20 protein-coding genes and 1 pseudogene are annotated in these 18,125 nt (G+C 55.4%); 9 read left to right on the top strand and 12 right to left on the bottom strand.

The window, feature by feature from the left end; genetic code table 11:
• Positions 1 to 133: 133 nt before the first annotated feature.
• A complete protein-coding gene (locus tag BM346_RS05175; RefSeq protein ID WP_092009488.1) occupies positions 134 to 1,624 on the bottom strand; it encodes a capsule assembly Wzi family protein in 1,491 nt (496 codons plus the stop codon).
• A gap of 567 nt (positions 1,625 to 2,191) precedes the next feature.
• On the opposite strand from BM346_RS05175, the gene rfaH reads away from it, so the two are divergent.
• Positions 2,192 to 2,665, top strand: a complete 474-nt coding sequence (gene rfaH / locus BM346_RS05180; protein WP_092009490.1) for a transcription/translation regulatory transformer protein RfaH — start codon at positions 2,192 to 2,194, stop codon at positions 2,663 to 2,665.
• A 210-nt stretch (positions 2,666 to 2,875) separates the two neighbouring features.
• Here rfaH and hepT read toward each other — a convergent pair whose 3' ends face one another.
• From hepT to BM346_RS05215, 7 genes and pseudogenes are all read right to left on the bottom strand, one after another.
• Complete coding sequence (gene hepT, locus BM346_RS05185; protein WP_092009492.1) at positions 2,876 to 3,301, bottom strand: type VII toxin-antitoxin system HepT family RNase toxin; 426 nt, start codon at positions 3,299 to 3,301, stop codon at positions 2,876 to 2,878.
• Positions 3,302 to 3,308: 7 nt separating this feature from the next.
• Entirely contained in the window at positions 3,309 to 3,524 is a 216-nt protein-coding gene (locus BM346_RS05190; RefSeq protein ID WP_174805153.1) for a nucleotidyltransferase domain-containing protein, read from the bottom strand.
• 173 nt (positions 3,525 to 3,697) lie between these two features.
• Positions 3,698 to 3,826 (bottom strand): hypothetical protein, encoded by a 129-nt coding sequence (locus tag BM346_RS18335; RefSeq protein ID WP_265013562.1) that lies wholly within the window; start codon positions 3,824 to 3,826, stop codon positions 3,698 to 3,700.
• A 607-nt stretch (positions 3,827 to 4,433) separates the two neighbouring features.
• A complete protein-coding gene (gene cysQ / locus BM346_RS05200; protein ID WP_092009495.1) occupies positions 4,434 to 5,198 on the bottom strand; it encodes a 3'(2'),5'-bisphosphate nucleotidase CysQ in 765 nt (254 codons plus the stop codon).
• A gap of 60 nt (positions 5,199 to 5,258) precedes the next feature.
• The gene (locus tag BM346_RS05205; protein WP_092009497.1) at positions 5,259 to 5,501 is read right to left on the bottom strand and encodes a DUF2442 domain-containing protein; all 243 of its coding nucleotides are present in this window, start codon (positions 5,499 to 5,501) and stop codon (positions 5,259 to 5,261) included.
• A pseudogene (locus BM346_RS05210) lies at positions 5,482 to 5,667 on the bottom strand (DUF4160 domain-containing protein); the annotation flags it as partial. The pseudogene BM346_RS05210 and the gene BM346_RS05205, both read right to left, overlap by 20 nt.
• A gap of 89 nt (positions 5,668 to 5,756) precedes the next feature.
• Positions 5,757 to 6,047 carry a type II toxin-antitoxin system Phd/YefM family antitoxin gene (locus BM346_RS05215; protein WP_206675684.1) on the bottom strand — a complete coding sequence of 97 codons (291 nt, stop codon included), beginning with the start codon at positions 6,045 to 6,047 and terminating at the stop codon, positions 5,757 to 5,759.
• A gap of 118 nt (positions 6,048 to 6,165) precedes the next feature.
• Here BM346_RS05215 and BM346_RS05220 point away from each other — a divergent pair, with 118 nt between their 5' ends.
• From BM346_RS05220 to BM346_RS05240, 5 genes are all read left to right on the top strand, one after another.
• Positions 6,166 to 7,527 carry an MBL fold metallo-hydrolase RNA specificity domain-containing protein gene (locus tag BM346_RS05220; RefSeq protein WP_092009501.1) on the top strand — a complete coding sequence of 454 codons (1,362 nt, stop codon included), beginning with the start codon at positions 6,166 to 6,168 and terminating at the stop codon, positions 7,525 to 7,527.
• Between the two features lie 87 nt (positions 7,528 to 7,614).
• Complete coding sequence (locus BM346_RS05225; RefSeq protein ID WP_092009503.1) at positions 7,615 to 8,043, top strand: nucleotidyltransferase substrate binding protein; 429 nt, start codon at positions 7,615 to 7,617, stop codon at positions 8,041 to 8,043.
• Entirely contained in the window at positions 8,030 to 8,359 is a 330-nt protein-coding gene (locus BM346_RS05230; protein WP_092009505.1) for a nucleotidyltransferase domain-containing protein, read from the top strand. Before BM346_RS05225 ends, BM346_RS05230 begins: the two co-directional genes overlap by 14 nt.
• A 96-nt stretch (positions 8,360 to 8,455) precedes the next feature.
• The gene (gene djlA / locus BM346_RS05235) at positions 8,456 to 9,229 is read left to right on the top strand and encodes a co-chaperone DjlA (protein ID WP_092009507.1); all 774 of its coding nucleotides are present in this window, start codon (positions 8,456 to 8,458) and stop codon (positions 9,227 to 9,229) included.
• 113 nt (positions 9,230 to 9,342) lie between these two features.
• Positions 9,343 to 9,933 (top strand): hypothetical protein, encoded by a 591-nt coding sequence (locus BM346_RS05240; RefSeq protein WP_227662891.1) that lies wholly within the window; start codon positions 9,343 to 9,345, stop codon positions 9,931 to 9,933.
• A gap of 97 nt (positions 9,934 to 10,030) precedes the next feature.
• Here the strand turns inward: BM346_RS05240 and BM346_RS05245 are convergent, their stop codons facing one another.
• On the bottom strand, positions 10,031 to 10,462 hold the full coding sequence (locus tag BM346_RS05245; RefSeq protein ID WP_320083156.1) for a pilin: 432 nt from the start codon (positions 10,460 to 10,462) through the stop codon (positions 10,031 to 10,033).
• 322 nt (positions 10,463 to 10,784) lie between these two features.
• On the opposite strand from BM346_RS05245, the gene BM346_RS18225 reads away from it, so the two are divergent.
• Both BM346_RS18225 and BM346_RS18230 read left to right on the top strand, forming a co-directional pair.
• Positions 10,785 to 11,393 carry a hypothetical protein gene (locus BM346_RS18225; protein WP_227662890.1) on the top strand — a complete coding sequence of 203 codons (609 nt, stop codon included), beginning with the start codon at positions 10,785 to 10,787 and terminating at the stop codon, positions 11,391 to 11,393.
• Positions 11,394 to 11,398: 5 nt separating this feature from the next.
• A complete protein-coding gene (locus tag BM346_RS18230) occupies positions 11,399 to 11,830 on the top strand; it encodes a hypothetical protein (RefSeq protein ID WP_227662889.1) in 432 nt (143 codons plus the stop codon).
• A 618-nt stretch (positions 11,831 to 12,448) separates the two neighbouring features.
• On the opposite strand, the gene BM346_RS05255 is transcribed toward BM346_RS18230, so the two are convergent.
• The 3 genes from BM346_RS05255 to BM346_RS05265 form a co-directional block, all read right to left on the bottom strand.
• Positions 12,449 to 13,984, bottom strand: a complete 1,536-nt coding sequence (locus BM346_RS05255; RefSeq protein WP_092009511.1) for an O-antigen ligase family protein — start codon at positions 13,982 to 13,984, stop codon at positions 12,449 to 12,451.
• Positions 13,985 to 14,262: 278 nt separating this feature from the next.
• Positions 14,263 to 15,411: a serine hydrolase domain-containing protein gene (locus BM346_RS05260; RefSeq protein WP_092009512.1), complete on the bottom strand. Its 1,149-nt coding sequence runs from the start codon at positions 15,409 to 15,411 to the stop codon at positions 14,263 to 14,265.
• A gap of 142 nt (positions 15,412 to 15,553) precedes the next feature.
• Positions 15,554 to 16,021, bottom strand: coding sequence for a pilin (locus BM346_RS05265; protein WP_320083154.1), 468 nt, complete (start codon positions 16,019 to 16,021; stop codon positions 15,554 to 15,556).
• Between the two features lie 387 nt (positions 16,022 to 16,408).
• Between BM346_RS05265 and pilB the strand changes: the two genes are divergently transcribed.
• Positions 16,409 to 18,124 carry a type IV-A pilus assembly ATPase PilB gene (gene pilB, locus BM346_RS05270; protein ID WP_092009514.1) on the top strand — a complete coding sequence of 572 codons (1,716 nt, stop codon included), beginning with the start codon at positions 16,409 to 16,411 and terminating at the stop codon, positions 18,122 to 18,124.
• Position 18,125 lies beyond the last annotated feature (1 nt).

Below are 18,125 nucleotides of genomic sequence, written 5' to 3' on the forward strand. Positions count from 1 at the left end.
AATCCACGGAAGGACACGGAAAATAAAAAGCATTAATTGGTGGCGGGCGTTCGCAGGGTTTGGCGTTTGCCCGCTGCCAGTATTTTCGCTTTTTCTTTCCGTGCGTTCCGTGGTTTCCGTGGCTAACAATTTTTTAGAAGCGGAAGCGCCAAGTAGCGCCCAAGGACCATTGGTCTTTTTCGCCGCTGATAAATTCTATTTGCTTGTCGGCGTAGCTGGCGTGCAGGTCGAGCCAGGTGCCCATCAGCTGCTGGCCGTAGCTGAGGGTGGCTATGGCTACGCTCTGGTCGGTGGCCGGCACATTGTAGAATATGTCGTCGTCGGTCACGACGGTGCGATTGGCCCCGTCCTGGTTGAGGTCGGCGATGGTGAGACTGGCGCCTAGGTTGTTACCGTTCGGGAAGAAGTTGTAGCCGCCCAGCACGATGGCTTCGGCGTCGCCGTCCAGGCTGGCGCCCATGCTGCGGCCGTAGTAGCGGTAGCCACTGCGATAATTCCGGTGATTGTAAATAAGGTTGGGCATTGCGTCGCCCAGGAAATCATCGGCGGTGGTATTGATGTATTCCGCGTACCATTGCTGGTCACTGCTCCCAAGCTGGGTGGTGACATCCGCCCCTAATAACCAGGCTTTTCGAGAGGGAAAGGCACCGGCTTCGTCTTCGCCCATCATTTGCACGTAGAGGCCCACGGACTGACTGCCCAGAGCAAATCCATACCGTGCGTCGACGGAGGCGAGCTGGTTGCCAGGATCGGTCTCCCCCCCTTCCACATTGTCACTTCCTATCAAAGCATCCCAGAAGGTGGATGCGTCTTCTGGTCGACCCTCTCCGCCAAACATGATGGCGCGGGAGAGGCCGATGTCCAGGCCGTCCACGGGCCGGAACGCCAGGCGCATGCCGATAAGCTTGGCATCGGGGATTTCCCGCTCGCTTTCGTACTGCCCCGCCAGCAGGGTGAACTGCCAGGGACCGATCCAGCTCAGCCAGGGGGTTTCGAAACCGTGGGCGTCTTTGCGGTTGAGCCATACGGAGGGCATGGGACGGGCGTTGCTGGAGAGGATCAGGCTGTTGCTCCAGCCCGGACCCCACCAGCGGTCGATGGCCCCGGCCCCCAGTACCCAGTTGCCGGCGGTGCCGGCCAGATAGGAGTCGTCGAGGCGAAGCTCTTGGTCGTCTTCCGGGCTGGCGGCGTAGGTGGGCGACAGGCCCAGGGCCCAGGCTTCACCCTGCCATTCCATGGTGAGGGAGATTTCGCCATTCTCCCGGGGCCGGTCCTGGAAGATGCGGTTAAAGACCGGCTCGCTGGTGGCGGCCAGTGCAAATTCACCCTTGAAACCGGTACTGGCCTGGTAGTCCTTCTCGAAAGAGAGGTAGGCCCGTGCGTTAGCGACCGAGGGATCGCCGTCCGCGGAGCGACGCTCACGAAGCCCCGCATCGACACTGGCCCACATCATCGGCCAGGTGGTGGCAATACGGTCCAGGTGGCCACGGTCCGCCAGTTTCTGAACGGCGTGACGGGCACGGGGGTCGCCGGGGTCGAGCCAGGGGGCGGCCTGAGTAACGGCAGAATGACCGATCAGGCACGCTACCGCCCCACCGACCAGGGTCCAGTGTTTTAAGGGCATGATAATAGACTGTTTTTGGTTGGCGTTTGCCGACAGGAGACGTGAGGCGCGACTGAAGGCCGACGTGATCCCTGTCAGATGTTAAACGGGTGCATTGCCAAAACGTGACAGAATTCTACGGCAATCTGAGTGTCAGGCAAGGGGCAATGGGACGAATAGACGTGAGGTTTCGTAACCTGCGGATGAAAGTTCGTAAAAGGTTCAAGACCTGATATTTTATGTGGGTATTTCTGGTTAAATTTTAACCATCCGTGGAGTTACGGGTTGGCTTGGCAGCGCGGGGGTTGTAGGCTGCGCGCCTTCTTTTTACGGATTCGCCGCGGAACCTGCGGAAGAGCGCGGAAAAAAGACTGTTTGGCCACGGAATCCACGGAAGGACACGGAAAAATAAAGAACAGACAAAGAGATTTGGCTGCGGGAGCCCTTCAGTTCTGAGGTTAACCGCAACCAGGGATTTCTTTTTTATCTTTTCTTCCGTGTTTTCCGTGGCTTCCGTGGCTAAAATTTCTTTGTCTCTTCTTTCCGCGTACTTCCGCGGATTCCGCGGCAAATAACACAGAGGACCCCATGCCCTGGTACGCCATTCAGCACAAACCCGCCCAGGGAGACCGGGCGCTGGAGAACCTTCAGAACCAGGATGCCCGGTGCTTCTACCCCAAGGTCATGGCGGAGAAGATCCGGGGTGGCAAGCGCACCATGAAGCTGGAGCCGCTGTTCCCCGGGTATCTGTTCATCCATATCGATCCGACCGACCCTCTTTGGGGCAAGCTGAGGTCTACCCGCGGAGTCCTGCGGGTGGTGAGCTTCGGCGGTAAGCCCATGGCCATCCCGGATGATGTGATTGACTACATTTACGATGGCCTGGTTGCGGTCGAGAAACAGGGCGGGCTGAAGAAGGGAGAGAAGGTGCAGATCCAGGGCGGCCCGTTCCGGGGAATGGAGGCCATCTTTGATGCCTACGAGGGCGAGGAGCGGGCTGTTCTGCTGATTTCGTTTATGCAGAAGCAGCAGGCTGTTTCGGTGCCTCTTAGGGATCTTTAGTCGCGGAATCCGCGGAAGGACGCGGAAAAAAGACTGATTAGCCACGGAAACCACGGAAGGACACGGAAAAATAAAAAACAGACAAAGAGATTTGGCTGCGGGAGCCCTTCAGTTCTGAGGTTACTCGCAACCAGGGATTTCTTTTTTATCTTTTCTTCCGTGTTTTCCGTGGTTTCCGTGGCTAAATGAATCCGTTTGCGGAAATCAGGGTCAGACGCCGTTTTCCAGAAGGTCGGAAAATACCCTGGCGAACTCGCGGAAGTCACCCAGATGATGCTTGCAGATGGAGAACACGATCTCCCAATTCACTTCATCGTAGTTACGTACCATGACATTGCGGAAACCGACAGACCTGCGCATTCTCTCCGCAAGCTTGTCGTCAATAACGCCGGACATCGCCAGCCCCTCGAACACCTGTCCCATCGTTCTTGGCGATGTTGCCTCACCATGTTCAGCGAGCCAGTGAGCCCCTACATCCACGCACATCTGCACGGCCCTGGTCAGATTCAGGGCTACAATGTCCTGAGCATCCAGGTCGGTCATCAGCGTTTCGAGATCTTCGGGAGCGCGAGATTCCACCCGTTGGATGCAACGCCTCAGTGATTCCAGCTTTTGGGCTACGAGTTGCTTATCCATTATTTATTCAGGCGCGACGTCGGGTTTCGAGTATTCGTTTCTGGTAGGGCACAAAGTCTTCGTTTTCCATGACGTTCCGGTAGACAAGGTCTCCCCACAGGTGCCTGGTTCCCAAAACCTGAATGCCACCGGTGACGATTTCATGCAGAAGCGGCTGCCCTGCCGTGCGCAGGTCGATCAGATCAACCGGACGGTTAAAGGCGAGCGCCAGGGCTTCGGTCATGGCGACGCGTTCTTCCGCCGTTAAGCGAAGGCCAGGGGATTCCACAGGTTTCAGATGCCCCGGTTTGACTTGTTGTGTCATCAAGCCTCTGTTGCCTTCGCAACCTTGGATAAGATTCCTTCTCTTGGATCCGTCGCTACCCTAGCGTTTGGTTATTTTCGGGACCAGTTAACTCAGGCCCTGCCACTATCCGGTTTTCCACCGAAGGTTTTGCGGTGTTTAACATCACCACCTACTCCCAACTCGACAACCGCGAAAGAGGTCTTTGCCAGATCCAGTCCGATGACGCTATTATTTTGCATGGTCTCCTCCTCAACTCTGTGGATAGTGTTCGCAACATCTATCCTGGCGCATCGCGACGCCGATTTGGAGTGGGGAGGGGACCATCCCATCTCGGAAGCACACGGACTTTCACGAACAACTAAAACTGACGGCTTGATCTATGCCTGACTGATCAGTCCAGCTGTCTTGCTGTATGAATTACTGCCAGTACATCGATCTGATCGGTCTTGCTCTTCGACGCTACGGAGTGCGCCTGCCTCACTGTCACGGAGTCCGCTTTCGATGGCTTCGCGCACTCTGATCTCGTCTATCAGGTCTTCCCAGGTGGCGGTATCCGGGAGTTGGTCAATCAGGCGGCGAGCCTGGTCTTTTGGCATTGCGTTGGTCATTTTGAGCTTCCTTTGCCGCAAAGGTAGAAAGACGATTATAGGTTGGCCACGGAATCCACGGAAGGACACGGAAAAATAAAAGACAAGAGAACAGTAATGGGTTGCGGGAACCACGATAACGATGATGAGCCCGCAACCAGGAATTTCTGTTTTTATCTTTTCTTCCGTGTTTTCCGTGGATTCCGTGGCAAATCAGTCTTTTTTCCGCGTACTTCCGCGGATTCAGCGGCTAAAAAAGTCAGTACCAGTCCCCGGACGCCACAAAATGCGGGTTCAGGACGTCTTCCTTGCCGTAAGTCAGCGGTGTTCCGTCCAGTTTGTTGACCTTGCCGCCGGCGGCGAGCAGCACGGCGTGGGCGGCGCCGGTGTCCCATTCGCAGGTGGGACCGATGCGGGGGTAGATGTCGGCCTTGCCTTCAGCGATGCGGCAGAACTTGAGGCTGCTGCCGGCCTGGACCAGTTCGTGGTCGCCCAGGCTGTTGAGAAAATCCCGGGTCTCCTCGTTCATATGGCTCTTGCTGGCGACGGCGCGAACGGCTTTCGGCGGTGCCACCACTTCCAGTTTTTCGGTACTGCCATCGGATTTCCGCTTCCAGGCGCCCTTCCCTACGATGCCATAGAAGGCCTCTGCCAGTGCCGGGGCGGTCACCACGCCCATGACGGGTTTGCCGTTTTCGATAAGGGCAATGTTGACGGTGAACTCACCGGTGCGGTTGGTGAACTCCTTGGTGCCGTCGATGGGGTCAACCAGCCAGAACCGGGTCCAGTTCCTGCGCTCGTCCCAGGGGGCGTTGGCGGACTCCTCCGAGAGGATGGGGATGTCCGGCGTGAGCTCTTTCAGGCCGTCCACGATCACATGATGGCTGGCGATGTCCGCCTCGGTGATGGGGCTGTTGTCTTCCTTGGTCTCGACCTTGAAGTCCGTCTCGTAGATGTCCATGACCTTGTCGCCAGCCTTGTCGGCAAGGGCGAGAACGTCGTCCAGTAGTGATTCGTAGTTCATGTGGGTTCCTGGTTACGTTGGAAAATGGGGTCTGACCCTATTTTTGAAGACGATAACGATTTAGGCGGCGGACTGTCTGGAGTCTGTGGTCAGCATGGCCTCAATACTGAGGTGGTAGTCCAGCGCCTCCCATTCGATACCGGTACCATCACAGATGAAACGGTACTTCCGGAATTCACTGATGGGAGCCTGCCCAAGCTCGGGATACCAGGAAATCGGCGTTGAAATCACCCGGCCATCACTCAGCGCCACGTGCAGGTGACGATCGTCGATATGAACAGCTTTACCGGTTAACCCAGGCATAACCTTGCTCCAGAAATTGCTCGCGATGATTGTCCACGATGTCCAGACAGGATTTCAGCTCCCGTCTCTTCAGCGAACGGCTTACCACTTTAGCATGCCGCAGTTCAATTTTGGCCCACCGCTCGCCTCGCAGGACATGCACATGAGGTGGTTCATGATCGTTCGCATAGAAGAAAACTTGAAGTCATTGACGGTCAATCACGTTTGCACAAGTGCTGTCTCAGTTCCTTTGAGAGGGCTGCTACATGTCAAATATTATTGGTCAGAGTGCCGCATCTTGCGAAAACTCCGAACCTGGTTGTCAACTGATCCTTGCTTATCCGCCCACATACCGAAGCCTGGATTCCTCCCCCCACTTGCGGCGTTGTCTTTCAGGGCCACTAACCGGGCTGCTCGCTTACCACGGTAGATGATAATAACTTCCTTGCCGCGCTCTGCCGCGGAAAGTAGCTCCTTTGTGTTGGTGCGAAGGTCTTTCGTGTTTGCTTCCATAAATACGCCGTGCTCAAGCTCTGAAGCGTAACCACTCAGGATGGCCTTTGCCAATGCCCTCTTCCAGGACAGATTCTGATCTGGTAATGAAATAGCATGCTCCACGTCAAGGCAGGGTTTCCAAACGTGATCCATAGTCACAACTGACCGTTTCAAACAAAGGACGACCTCAATGAAACTGCGTTTTCTAGGCGGTGCCGGCACGGTGACCGGCTCCCGTTACCTGCTCAGCGATGACAAACACCGGCTGCTGGTGGACTGCGGCATGTACCAGGGTGTGAAGATGTTGCGGAAGCGCAACTGGGCACCCTTTCCCGTGGAGCCAAGCACCATTGATGCGGTGGTGCTGACCCATGCCCATATCGATCACAGCGGGTACCTGCCGGCACTGGTAAAGAACGGTTTCAGAGGAAAAATCTATTGCACCAAAGCCACCCACGAACTGTGCAAGGTGCTGCTACCGGACGCCGGTTACCTGCAGGAGGAAGACGCCAGGTACGCCTTCCGCAAGGGCTTCTCGAAGCATGACAGGCCCGAACCCCTGTTCACTGAGAAGGATGCCTTCGAGGCCCTGAAGTACTTTGAGTCGTTTCACTATCACGAGGCGTTCGAGCCGGTTAAAGGCTTCGAGGTGAGTTTCACGCCGGCGGGGCACATCCTGGGCTCGTCCTGCGTAAACGTGAGCCATGCCGGCAGCGACCGCACGGTGGTCTTCAGTGGCGACGTGGGGCGCCAGGACGATGTGATCATGCGGGCGCCGGAGCCGATCGGCAAGGCGGATGTGCTGGTGTGCGAGTCCACCTATGGTGATCGGCTGCATGGGGAGGCCGACCCGGAAACGACCCTCGCGGAGATCATTGCCCGAACCGCCGCCCGGGGTGGCGTAACCCTGATGCCCGCTTTTGCCGTGGGGCGAGCCCAGATGCTGCTCTACCTGGTGCACAAGCTGATCGCCGAGCAAAGGATCCCCCGGTTGCCGGTGTACCTGAACAGCCCCATGGCGATCCGGGCCACGGAGATCTTTTCCCGCCATCACAAGGAGCACAAGCTGAACGAGGCCCAGTGTGAGCTGATTGATGAGAACACGAATTTTGTTCGCACGGTGGAGGAGTCCATTGAGCTCACGGGCAAGCGCTTCCCGGCGATCATCATTTCCGCCAGCGGTATGGCCAGTGGTGGACGGGTGCTGCACCACCTGAAGGCCCTGCTGCCAAACCCCCGCAACAGCATCGTATTCGCCGGCTTCCAGGCGCCGGGCACGCGGGGCGATGCCCTGGTGAATGGCGCCGAGTCGGTGAAGATCCACGGCGAATACTGGCCCGTGAAGGCCGAGATCCACAACCTGGACTCCCTCTCCGCCCATGGCGATTACCAGGAGATCCTGGACTGGCTCGGTCAGGGCGCCCTCAAGCCGGAGAAGGTCTACATTACCCACGGCGAGCTCGTCGCATCCGATATCATGCGCAAACGCATCCGTGACCGCTTTGGCTGGAATTGCGAGGTGCCGGAGCTGTTTGATGAGGTGGAGGTATGACTCATAGCGAAGGTTGATTTCGCGCTATTTCGACAATCCTGCTCTGCCCGGTGATAATGGCGAGAATCAGAAGGAGGCGAAGACGAGATGGCAGAGCAGGACATCCGATGGGTCCAACGCTACCGGAACTTTCAGAGGGCTTTCCAGCAGTTGGATGAAGCCGTTCAGCTTGGTGGGGAGCGCGCCCTTTCCAAACTTGAGAAACAGGGGGTCATTCAGGCTTTCGAATATACCTGGGAGCTGGCCTGGACGACTTTGCGAGATTTTCTGAAATGGCAGGGTATTTCTACAATGACCGGCTCAAGGGACACGATTCGCGAGGCCTTTGCCAACGGCCTGGTGGAAGATGGCGAAGGCTGGATGGCGATGTTGCAGGATCGCAATCGCACTTCCCATACTTACAATGAAGAAACGGCTGAGCAGATCCTGCAGGCCATATTCAACAGATACCACGGACTCTTTCTGGACCTGAAACAGCGCTTCGAGCAGGAGATATCCCGTCATGGCCTTCACTGAACCGGTCCCGCCGCAGCGGTTTGGCCTACCGGCGTCAGCCCTTGACTCCCTGGCGGACGTATTCGGGCAATTCCCTGAAATAGACAAAGTGGTTCTGTATGGATCGCGGGCTATGGATCGCTACCGTTCTGGCTCCGATATTGATCTGGCGGTATCGGCCCCGGACATGGGCTGGGCGACATTCCTTCGGCTGGAACAGGCAATTGATGATCTTCTTTTGCCATGGAAAGTGGATCTTGCCTTGATTCATCAGATAGAAAACCAGGAGTTGATGGATCACATCCAGCGCGTTGGAGTCTTGCTCTACAAGGCTTAGGAACCCGCTTAGTCAGTACGTCTCCCCAAGACGCCTGCCAAGACACCACCGGAAACGGTATAGTACGCGGGTCTTTTCATTACTCGGGACCCCGACATGCTGTTTGCAATCCTTCTGGGGGGGCTTATTGGCCTGGCCATTGGTAAGTTCCCCGGCCTTCTTATCGGCGCCGCTCTGGGCGCTTTCCTGTTCAATCGCCTGAAGAAACGGCTTGTGACTCGCCTGCAGGACCTGCAGACCGGCTTCATTGAGTCTGTCTTCGCGGTGATGGGTGCGGTCAGCAAGGCCGACGGCACGGTTACCCGGGACGAGATCAAAATGGCGGAGGCGATGTTTGATCGCTTTCACCTGAATACCGCCCAGAGAGAGACCGCCAAGCAGGCCTTCAACCGGGGCAAGTCGGCGGATTTTGACCTGGACGTGGAGCTGCAGCGCTTCGTGCAGAAATCCGGGCGACAGCCGGCCTTCCTGCAGATGTTCCTTCAGGTTCAGGTATCGGCGGTGGCCGCCGACGGCGAGGTCCACCCCAGCGAACACGAGATGCTGGTGCGAATTGCCCGCGGCCTGGGGCTGCCGGAGAGCCAGGTTGACCAGCTCGAGGCCATGCTCCGGGGCACTCATACCGGCCAGGCTGGTCGCCAGCCGTCCTCAACCCAGCAGATCAATGATGCCTACAAGGCCCTGGGGGTTTCCCCCTCCGCCAGTGATGCCGAAATCAAGCGCGCTTACCGCAAACTCATGAGCGAAAACCACCCCGACAAGATGGCCGGGCGAGGGTTACCCGAAAGCATGCGGGAACTGGCCGAGGAGCGTACGCGGGAGATCAGTCATGCCTATGATGTGATCAAGGAGGCGCGGAAGAGCAGCTGAGTGGTGGCTTGCTGGCTGGTGAGAGAAACTATGCTAGGTTTTTCTGTGTGCCCTTCAACAATCGGCCCACGTTCGGATGTCGCCGACAAACGCAAACTGACAAGGAGTTCACGATGATGCTCAGCCACCGCCCATTCATCCTCCCCCGGCTGCTGACCCGCGCCGCCATCGCTGTGATAGCCATCCTCGTGATGGCCGGTACAGCCCAGGCAGAGTCGCTTACCGACAGCAAAATCCGCTCTTTTATTGACAGCCTGGAATCCGCCCAGGCACTGGGAGACGAGTACCCCGAACTCGAGCAGGACATGGCCGATGACAACGACATGCCAGACCTGACCCGCCTGTTTTCCAGCTCCCTGGCAAAACTGGACAGAAACCCCCAAATTCGCGGCAAACTAAAGAACATTGTGGTGGACCACGGCTTTGACAGCCTTGAAAGCTGGGGCAGAACCGGCGACCGCATTTACGCAGCCCTGGTCGCACTGGAGATGGGCGGTCAGGCGGCCAAAAGCGCTCGAGAGATGGAGCAGGCCCTGGCGGAAGTGGAGAACAACCCCAATATCAGCGATGCTCAAAAGGCCGAGATGCGCCAGAGGATGTCAGCCGCGATGTCTGGCATGGAGGCAGCACAGAACGTGCCGGAGGCGGACAAACAGGCGGTGCGGCCTTTTGTCGACGAGCTGGAGGCCCTGGGGGACGAATGAGATATGCGCTGAGCCGGAACTCATTTGTGCTCTGCTGTTTGAGCGCCAGATAGCTACAGTTTGAAACGCCGGCAGCCGGATCGGGTTCTACCCCATTTTACAGACGACAGCCCCGAGGCAGGAAGCTGCCCTGCCAGCCGGTCGAGTTAGCGGAATTGTCGATCACGCACTCCCAGGCACCGGCAGCGGTTCTTTCTAACGAAATCACGACGCCTGACACTCTGGGATGGGCTTTGCCCCCTAGGGTCACCCTCAGGTGACCGGATCCGTCAGCATTCAGAGTGGCGATAGGATCTGCCACAGTTTCGATAATGAGCTCGGTGGGCTGGAAACCAAGGATCTCATTGGTCGTTCCCCGGTTGTTACTGACCGAGTCTTCCACCGGCGCCCGGTAGCTGTTCAGCTCGGCGACGGTTCGGGTCAGCTGGGTTTTCGGGACATAGGACTGATATACCGGTATGGCGACGACCGCGAGAATTCCGATGATTGCGACCGTGATCATCAGTTCGATCAGGGTGAATCCAGCCATTCTGTTCCCCATTATTCCTGCTCCCCTGCCTGAGTGATTCGCGTTGACTGAATTTAGTCAGGCAAAAGGCGCGCCATACATAAAGAGGATCCGATCCGGTTTTTATCGGGAGCTCTGTGCAGCACTTACTCCATTTACAGGTTCAGCCAGAAACGCTAACACTCACTGGTTAAGAAACAGGGCCGACGGAGAGCCGTATCTGAGGTAATACCCTGGTTCTCACGAACGAACTCACTCATCCGACTGACGTGAAACAAGACACTTGAAGGCTTCCGGGCACTGTGGCTTTATACGGCCAGAACGCGACGCGCTAAGGACCAGCATGACTCGCCCCCGAGAACAGCTCATCTCCGTTTCCGAGACACCCTACTACCATGTGGTATCGCGCTGCGTACGTCGCACCTTTTTGTGTGGCATCGATCATCAGACTGGGCAAAGCTACGAGCACCGCCGACATTGGATCGAACAGCGTATCCGACTCCTGTCATCTATCTTCACCATTGACCTTTGCGCCTATGCGGTCATGTCCAACCATTACCATCTGGTGGTCAAACTCTGCCCCGAACAAGCCGATGCATGGAGCGATGACGAGGTGCTGGAGCGCTGGACCAGTCTCTTTAAAGGGCCAGCACTAATCCAACGCCACCGGGCCGGGAAGGCCCCGCACGAGGCAGAGCAGCTATTTGTCAAACAAGTGGTGAGCGTTTACCGGCAGCGGCTGACTGACCTGAGCTGGTTTATGAAGTGCCTGAACGAGTCGATTGCCCGCGAAGCAAACCGGGAAGATGGGTGCACAGGGCACTTTTATGACAGCCTTCCCTGGCCGTCACCCCTTCGGGGCCAGCCTTCGGCTGTTCCAATTTGGTCCAGTCAAATTGGTGGGAAAGCCGCTTCAAATCTCAGGCCCTGGTCTCCGAACAGGCACTACTGAGCTGCATGGCTTACGTGGATTTGAATCCCGTTCGTGCCGCTATAGCGGAAACCCCCGAAACCTCGGACTACACCAGCATCAGGGAACGGCTGGCGCCGCGATTCAATCTCGCGGACGCTATCCAGGCACAGACGGAGCGGCTATTTCTGAATCAGTTTCCACTCCCCCTCAAACCGTTACTCAATTTCGAGGGCGCCATAAGAGACGAACCTCAACGGGGCATCCTATTAAGCCTCACTGACTACCTGGAACTGGTGGACTACACCGGGCGGATCATCAATCCCGACAAGCGCGGCCACATCCCAGAGCACCAACCTCCCATCCTGCAACGGATTGGGCTCGGTGCGGACGAATGGCTTATCGAAGCCACGGAATTTGAAAACCGCTATCGGGATAATCAACGAACCCATCTGGATCGGCGACGATCGGTGGCCTGACCTCATATAACCCGTTCAGAACCCCTCGAACTGGCCGCCACCAGGGGAACTCGCTTGGCTGGCATCTGGTGAAATGGCCAGAAAACAATCGAAACTGAGCAACGGCACTCGGTCCGTATTCGTTCAGATGACCTCACTTGGCACTGACGCACACCTGTTTGAACGGAGATCGGTTTCTTTTCGGCTGGTGCCTGTCCCTGCTCCCCTGTTTGTCCCTGCTCCCACGTTCAGAACCCCTCGAACTGGCCTCCACCAAGGGACTCGCTTGGCTGGCATCTGGTGAAATGGCCAGAAAACATTCGAAACTGAGCAACGGCACTCTGTCCGTATTCGTTCTGATGACCTCACCTGGCACTGACGCACACCTGTTTGAACGGAGATCGATTTCTTTTCCGCTGGTGCCTGTCCCTGCTCCCCTGCTCCCCTGCAGGTGCCTGTCCCTGCTCCCCTGTCTCACGCCTGTCCCTGCTTGTTTCTACCTGTCCCTGCTTGTTTTCTATCAACGTAAAACCCGAGGATCAGTGCATTATTTGTGGCCCGTTGTTCGATGGACAAATTCATAAAAGCTAAAATCAGGCCAACTGGCTTAAGTTTTCCCATTAACCCTCAGCTGGAGCTTCAATCCGGGCTATCATTTAATGGCGGCATAAGTGACGGATGTCGGGGGTAGTTACCGTGAGCCCAGAATCGTGGCACCCTTCCAAGTTCAATATGCTCCTCGTAGTAAGCAGTGTCGATTATCATCGCATTGTGGTACCGCCATACTTCCATCAGCCACCAGCCTCCTCCTCCAGCGACTATTAGTATCAGCACGACCCCAACACCCCGACCCACCCATCCAACCCCTTTGGAGATTGCTGGTAAAGCCAGTGAATACTGAGACGTCAACGCCCAGAACATGGAGAGAATAAGAAAGCCAGCCAGCATTGAGGCAGGAGCAATGAAAACAGCTGATACGGCAGCATGTATGAGGGCGGCCAGCACAGAGGCGGAAATACCAATTAGGCACAGCAGATGAGGCTTAGAATGCTGGGCCACCTGAGTCCGCGCCGCCAGCAATCTCCGGAATCCGACAATCGCCGGCAACGCCATAGCCACCAGAGTCAACCAGCCATACTCGGCTGCCCACATCAGGTACATATTGTGAGGGTGCCCAACCTTCTTCGAGCCCTGGTAACTATCGGTCAAGATGTCGTGGGTTAGCCATGATTGAGGGCCCATCCCAAAGGGAAATTTCTGCAGGCTCATTGTCCAGGCTTCCTGCCAGAGTGGCATTCGCCCGGAGGAGTCGGTCCTCAAATTTCTTATCTGAAGTTCACCGAACACCACTGAAGGAATAATTACGGACAACAAAAGCCATGTGGCTACACCGAAGACAAAATACCGAAAAAAGGTCTTGAACCAGGGTAGGAAGGCTCGTCCAAAAACCAACAAAATAATTATCACTGCGGTTGCGAGCCCAACCATTGTACCCCGGGATCCCGACAGAAACACGATCCACCACCAGATAGCGGCGGTAACCGCCATTCCCGGAATCCACAAGCGATTTGTTCGGAAAGGGATGACAAGAGCAGCCAAAGGCAACAGAGGGAGAAACCAGGTAGCCAAATGACTCCAATAGCGGATATTGACGAACCCCCACGGAATGACCTGATCCAGCCCGGAAAAATCATCGGCAACCGCAAACAGATAAACTGTCACCGTCATTGCGCTATAGAAAAAACAGGCAACCCCAATCGCGAACACAAGAACTTCAACTGTCAGGTTCAACAGCCCTGCCTTCCGAATACAATAGCCTGTGAGGCCGAACGAAACAAAAAAGAGCGCATAAAATATTGCCTCAACTGCGGCGAAAGCAGTAGTAGAACTCTGGAAAGCAAAGAACATGAGGCAAAGCGTGAGCGGGGCAAACGGCCACAGCGTTAAGCAGTGAGCGCCGGACAAACCATCATAGACAAGGCACCAAAGGCAAATGATAACGCTCATGAGTAAAAGAAAGCAGAGCATAAGCCGGCGGTCTGCGTATGCGCCGGATATGACTGGAAGAAAATCGACAAACAGCGCGTAGAGAAGCGACAAAAATATAACAGAAATTATTGGAAACGCGAGGCGTTCAGTTACTATACGTTTTGAAAACTGAGGAGCTGATTCCATAATCTGGCATTTCTCGCTTCAAGAAGTATGCATAATGAGCAGAAATTTTCCCTGTAGGATTTACACAATCGTTTTTACTGCCAAAAAATCCAAGCTAGAGTAGGCGTATTTTTATGTAATCTACCATCTTTTTGGTGATTTTTGATTCCCCTAAAATTGGAAAAGGTCGAAAAACCAAGCCGGAAAATCCATAGCACTACCACTAACAATTCGCTCTGTTTTAGTCCGTTCTATCCAGGGCGAATTTCCTGTCAGCTCCTGCGCGGCCCTGCTTCGTGCTAAAACCGAGTCTTCGCCAACTCAGCCAGAAACCCTTTCATATTCTGGCCCGCGGCTGCATTATCTGTATCCGAATTCCCCAGCCATACGAAAATCTCTCGGTTTTCGTTAATCACCGCCACACCAGAGGCTCCTGGTAAATAGCCTTCCTTTATCTGGTAAGCTTTTTCGCTTACAGGTGAGTATTCGTAGAAGGCGTAGCCATAACATTTCTTGAAAACGCTGCTATCACAATCGCCGCTGTAAAAAAAATCTGGAGCTGCCCCCTTTATCAAGTCCCGCAATAATAGCGCATAGGCAGATGCACTACCGCTCATTCCTGCTGTGGATGAAATGGCGTCGTAATCGAATCGCCCCTTAAGGTTACGACCATAGAAATCGTTGAATCTAAAATCTCTTTCAACCTCATCAACAGCTTCATCGTACTGTACGTAACCGATATTTCTCTCCGACAGATAATAGCTGGACTCCACTGCTGAGCGGTAAGAGCGCCCAGTCGCCACCGCGATAACTTCGCCCAGAATACAATAGCCTAAATTGGAATATTGGAAATCCCCAACAGAGCCGACATTCCCAGAGGAAATCAGATCGGAAAGAGCGTACGGGCAAACGGGCGTCATATTGTTAACAAATATCTGTCCCCTTATGCCAGACCTGTGGCTCAACAACTGTCCGACCGTGACATCGCCGACGCTTCCCGTACCCTCTGGCATGGAGAACAGATCGTCCAGTGCGCTTTGCAACGTCAACTTCTCTTCTTTTACCAGATCCAAAACCTTTGCTGCGGTAATCGGCTTGGTAAGACTCCCATACCTGAAGCGCGTGTCTTGGTCGACCATTTCTGACAAGAGCATGGTCGACTTCCAGCCGGTTTCACAATGGGACAGTTTGCCTTGCTCATCAACAAACGCCACCTGCGTTGACAAGGCTTTCAGACGGACGATGCCATGGGACGTCATTTCACCCAGCCAGTCAGGTGCGCCTTCGGAGCATTTGGCGCTCAGTCTTGCGATTGGAGCCTGAACTGTAAACAGTGCCCGCATGACTGCATTGCGGTCGGAAAGCCAGTAATGCAGAGCCAAGGACAGACAGATTATGCCCAGAAGCATTAGAAGAAACGAAACAGGTAGTCGCTTTGCGGTTCCCATTGCACTTTAGCCAAAAAGCTCACTCGAAGTCGCCAGCCATTAACAAGATAAAAGCTCAAGTATTTTCTGGCTGTTCTCTCAGTCCAAAAAAAAAAGCGAACCGCTCACGCGATTCGCTTTTGCTATAGAGCAGCTAGAGATCTTAAGAGCCGGTACCAGAACAACCAGTCGGCTGATACTTAGCTTCTACAGTTGTTGCACAGCTCCACACACCGGCCGGGGTACGAGTCCAGGTCAGGGTCTGGCTTGCAACAGCTGCACTCGCGTTACCTCCAAACGTAGCCTCGATAGTGCTGTTTTCAGTATTGGTTGTTGCGATTTCTACGGCCAGTCCCGTTTGGGGGGCATATGAAGTTGCACCGATCAGGTTGCTGTTGGTCCAACCAAGATCACACTCGCCCGCAGCAGTGAGGCCGTCCAGCAGACAGGTTTCAATCACGGTTTTCAGAGCACCCGTCTCCTGCATCACACGAGTTACCTGGGACTTGGAAACGTAATTCTGGTACTGCGGGATGGCTACGGCAGCCAGAATACCGATGATCGCTACAACGATCATCAGTTCGATCAGGGTAAAACCCTTCTGAGCGTGGTTCATCTGAATGTTCTTCATGTCACAACCTCTGTGTGTTTTTTCGATTTGCTTTCGACTGGCCCCGGGGCCGGTGGAGCGCTGCCCCCGAACCGGTGTGAGCCTGCCGAACTCATTGCAGTGATCGTGCCAACTTACGTGATAACCTAATTTAACCTTTGTTTTCAGTTCGGTACGGATTTGGCCCTGATCCAAAGAAGGGCGCGAGAGCCCGGCATTTTCATGACGCATCCGGTCGACCAATGACCCTCAGCGTCACTCTGCGATGACAGTCACATGCCTGAGTGACACAAATGGTCAATAAGGAGTCTTTCCAATCATACTTGGTCCATCTAAACTCACTGTCATTCAGTCACCGCAGGTCCATTCCCGTCCTGTCAGTGCTTTACCGACAAAAGTTCAATGTCTATGGCAACCAACAAAAGCAATGTGACCCTCACCGGCCTGGCCCGGCGTTTTGTGGAAGATGGCCTGCTGGAAGAGGCGGTCGCCAAGGACGCCTACCTTCAGGCGGCCAACAACCGGATTCCGCTTATTACCTACCTGGTGCAGAACAATCTGGCGAACAGTCAGAAGCTGGCGTTCGCCGCTGCCATGGAGTTTGGCGTCTCGGTTCTGGACCTGAGCAGCTTCCTGCCGGAAATGCTTCCGGAAAATCTGGTCGATGAGAAGCTCGTTCGAAAACACAATGCGCTGCCGCTCTACAAGCGTGGAAATCGTCTGTTTATTGCCGTTTCGGACCCCACCAACATCCAGGCGCTGGATGAGATAAAATTCAATACCGGGCTGAGCACCGATGCGATCCTCGTGGATGACGCGGCGCTTCGCACCGCCATCGACAAGTACCTCGAGTCACACGACGACTCCATGGGCAATCTTGATGATGCTGACCTGGAAGGCGTGGAAACGGAAGGCGGCGATCAGGACGAAGACGACAGCGTCGTCAGCACGACGGATGTGGATGACGCCCCCATCGTCAAGTACGTGAACAAGGTACTCCTCGATGCCATTCGCGGCGGTGCCTCGGACGTCCACTTTGAACCCTATGAGAAGACATACCGGGTCCGCTACCGCACAGATGGCATTCTTAAGGAAGTCTCCAGGCCCTCTATCAAGCTGGCCCCCAAGATCTCCGCCCGGGTCAAGATCATGTCTCAATTGGACATTTCCGAGCGTCGCGTACCCCAGGACGGCCGGATCAAGATGAAGCTGTCCAAGACAAAGGCCATCGACTTTCGTGTTAACACCCTGCCCACCCTGTGGGGCGAGAAGATCGTGCTCCGGATTCTGGATCCCAGCCAGGCCCAGATGGGCATTGATGTGCTGGGCTATGAGGAAGACCAGAAAGAACTGTACATGGACGCCCTGAAACAGCCTCAGGGCATGATTCTGGTCACCGGTCCCACCGGTTCGGGCAAGACGGTCTCCCTTTACACCGGCCTGAACATTCTCAACACCGCCGAGATCAACATTTCCACGGCGGAAGATCCGGCCGAGATCAACCTGGAAGGCATCAACCAGGTCAACGTGAACAACAAGGTGGGACTCGGCTTTGCCGAGGCTCTGAGGGCCTTCCTCCGCCAGGATCCTGACGTGATCATGGTGGGCGAGATCCGGGATCTGGAAACCGCCAACATTGCCATCAAGGCGGCCCAGACCGGGCACCTGGTGCTTTCCACACTGCACACCAACAGTGCGGCGGAAACCCTGACCCGGATGATGAACATGGGGGTCCCCTCCTTCAACATTGCCACCTCGGTCAGCCTGATCATCGCCCAGCGCCTGGCCCGGCGCCTCTGTAGCTGCAAGCAACCTTTAGAGGTGCCCAGAGAGACCCTTTTGAAGGAGGGGTTCACAGAAGAACAAATTGAAACAGGCTTCACGTTGTTCACACCTAAGGGCTGTGATAAATGCAGTGGAGGCTATAAGGGCCGCGTGGGCATATACGAGGTGGTGAAGATCACCGAATCCCTGGCCAACATGATCATGGAGGAGGCAAGCTCCCTCCAGATCGCCCGCGAGGCCCAGAAAGAAGGTTTCCGCAACCTGCGTCAGTCCGCCCTTCGCAAGGTAATGGACGGGATGACCAGTCTTGAGGAAGCCAACCGCGTGACGAAGGATTAAG

Source organism: Marinobacter daqiaonensis, assembly GCF_900115285.1.
Lineage (GTDB): Bacteria > Pseudomonadota > Gammaproteobacteria > Pseudomonadales > Oleiphilaceae > Marinobacter > Marinobacter daqiaonensis.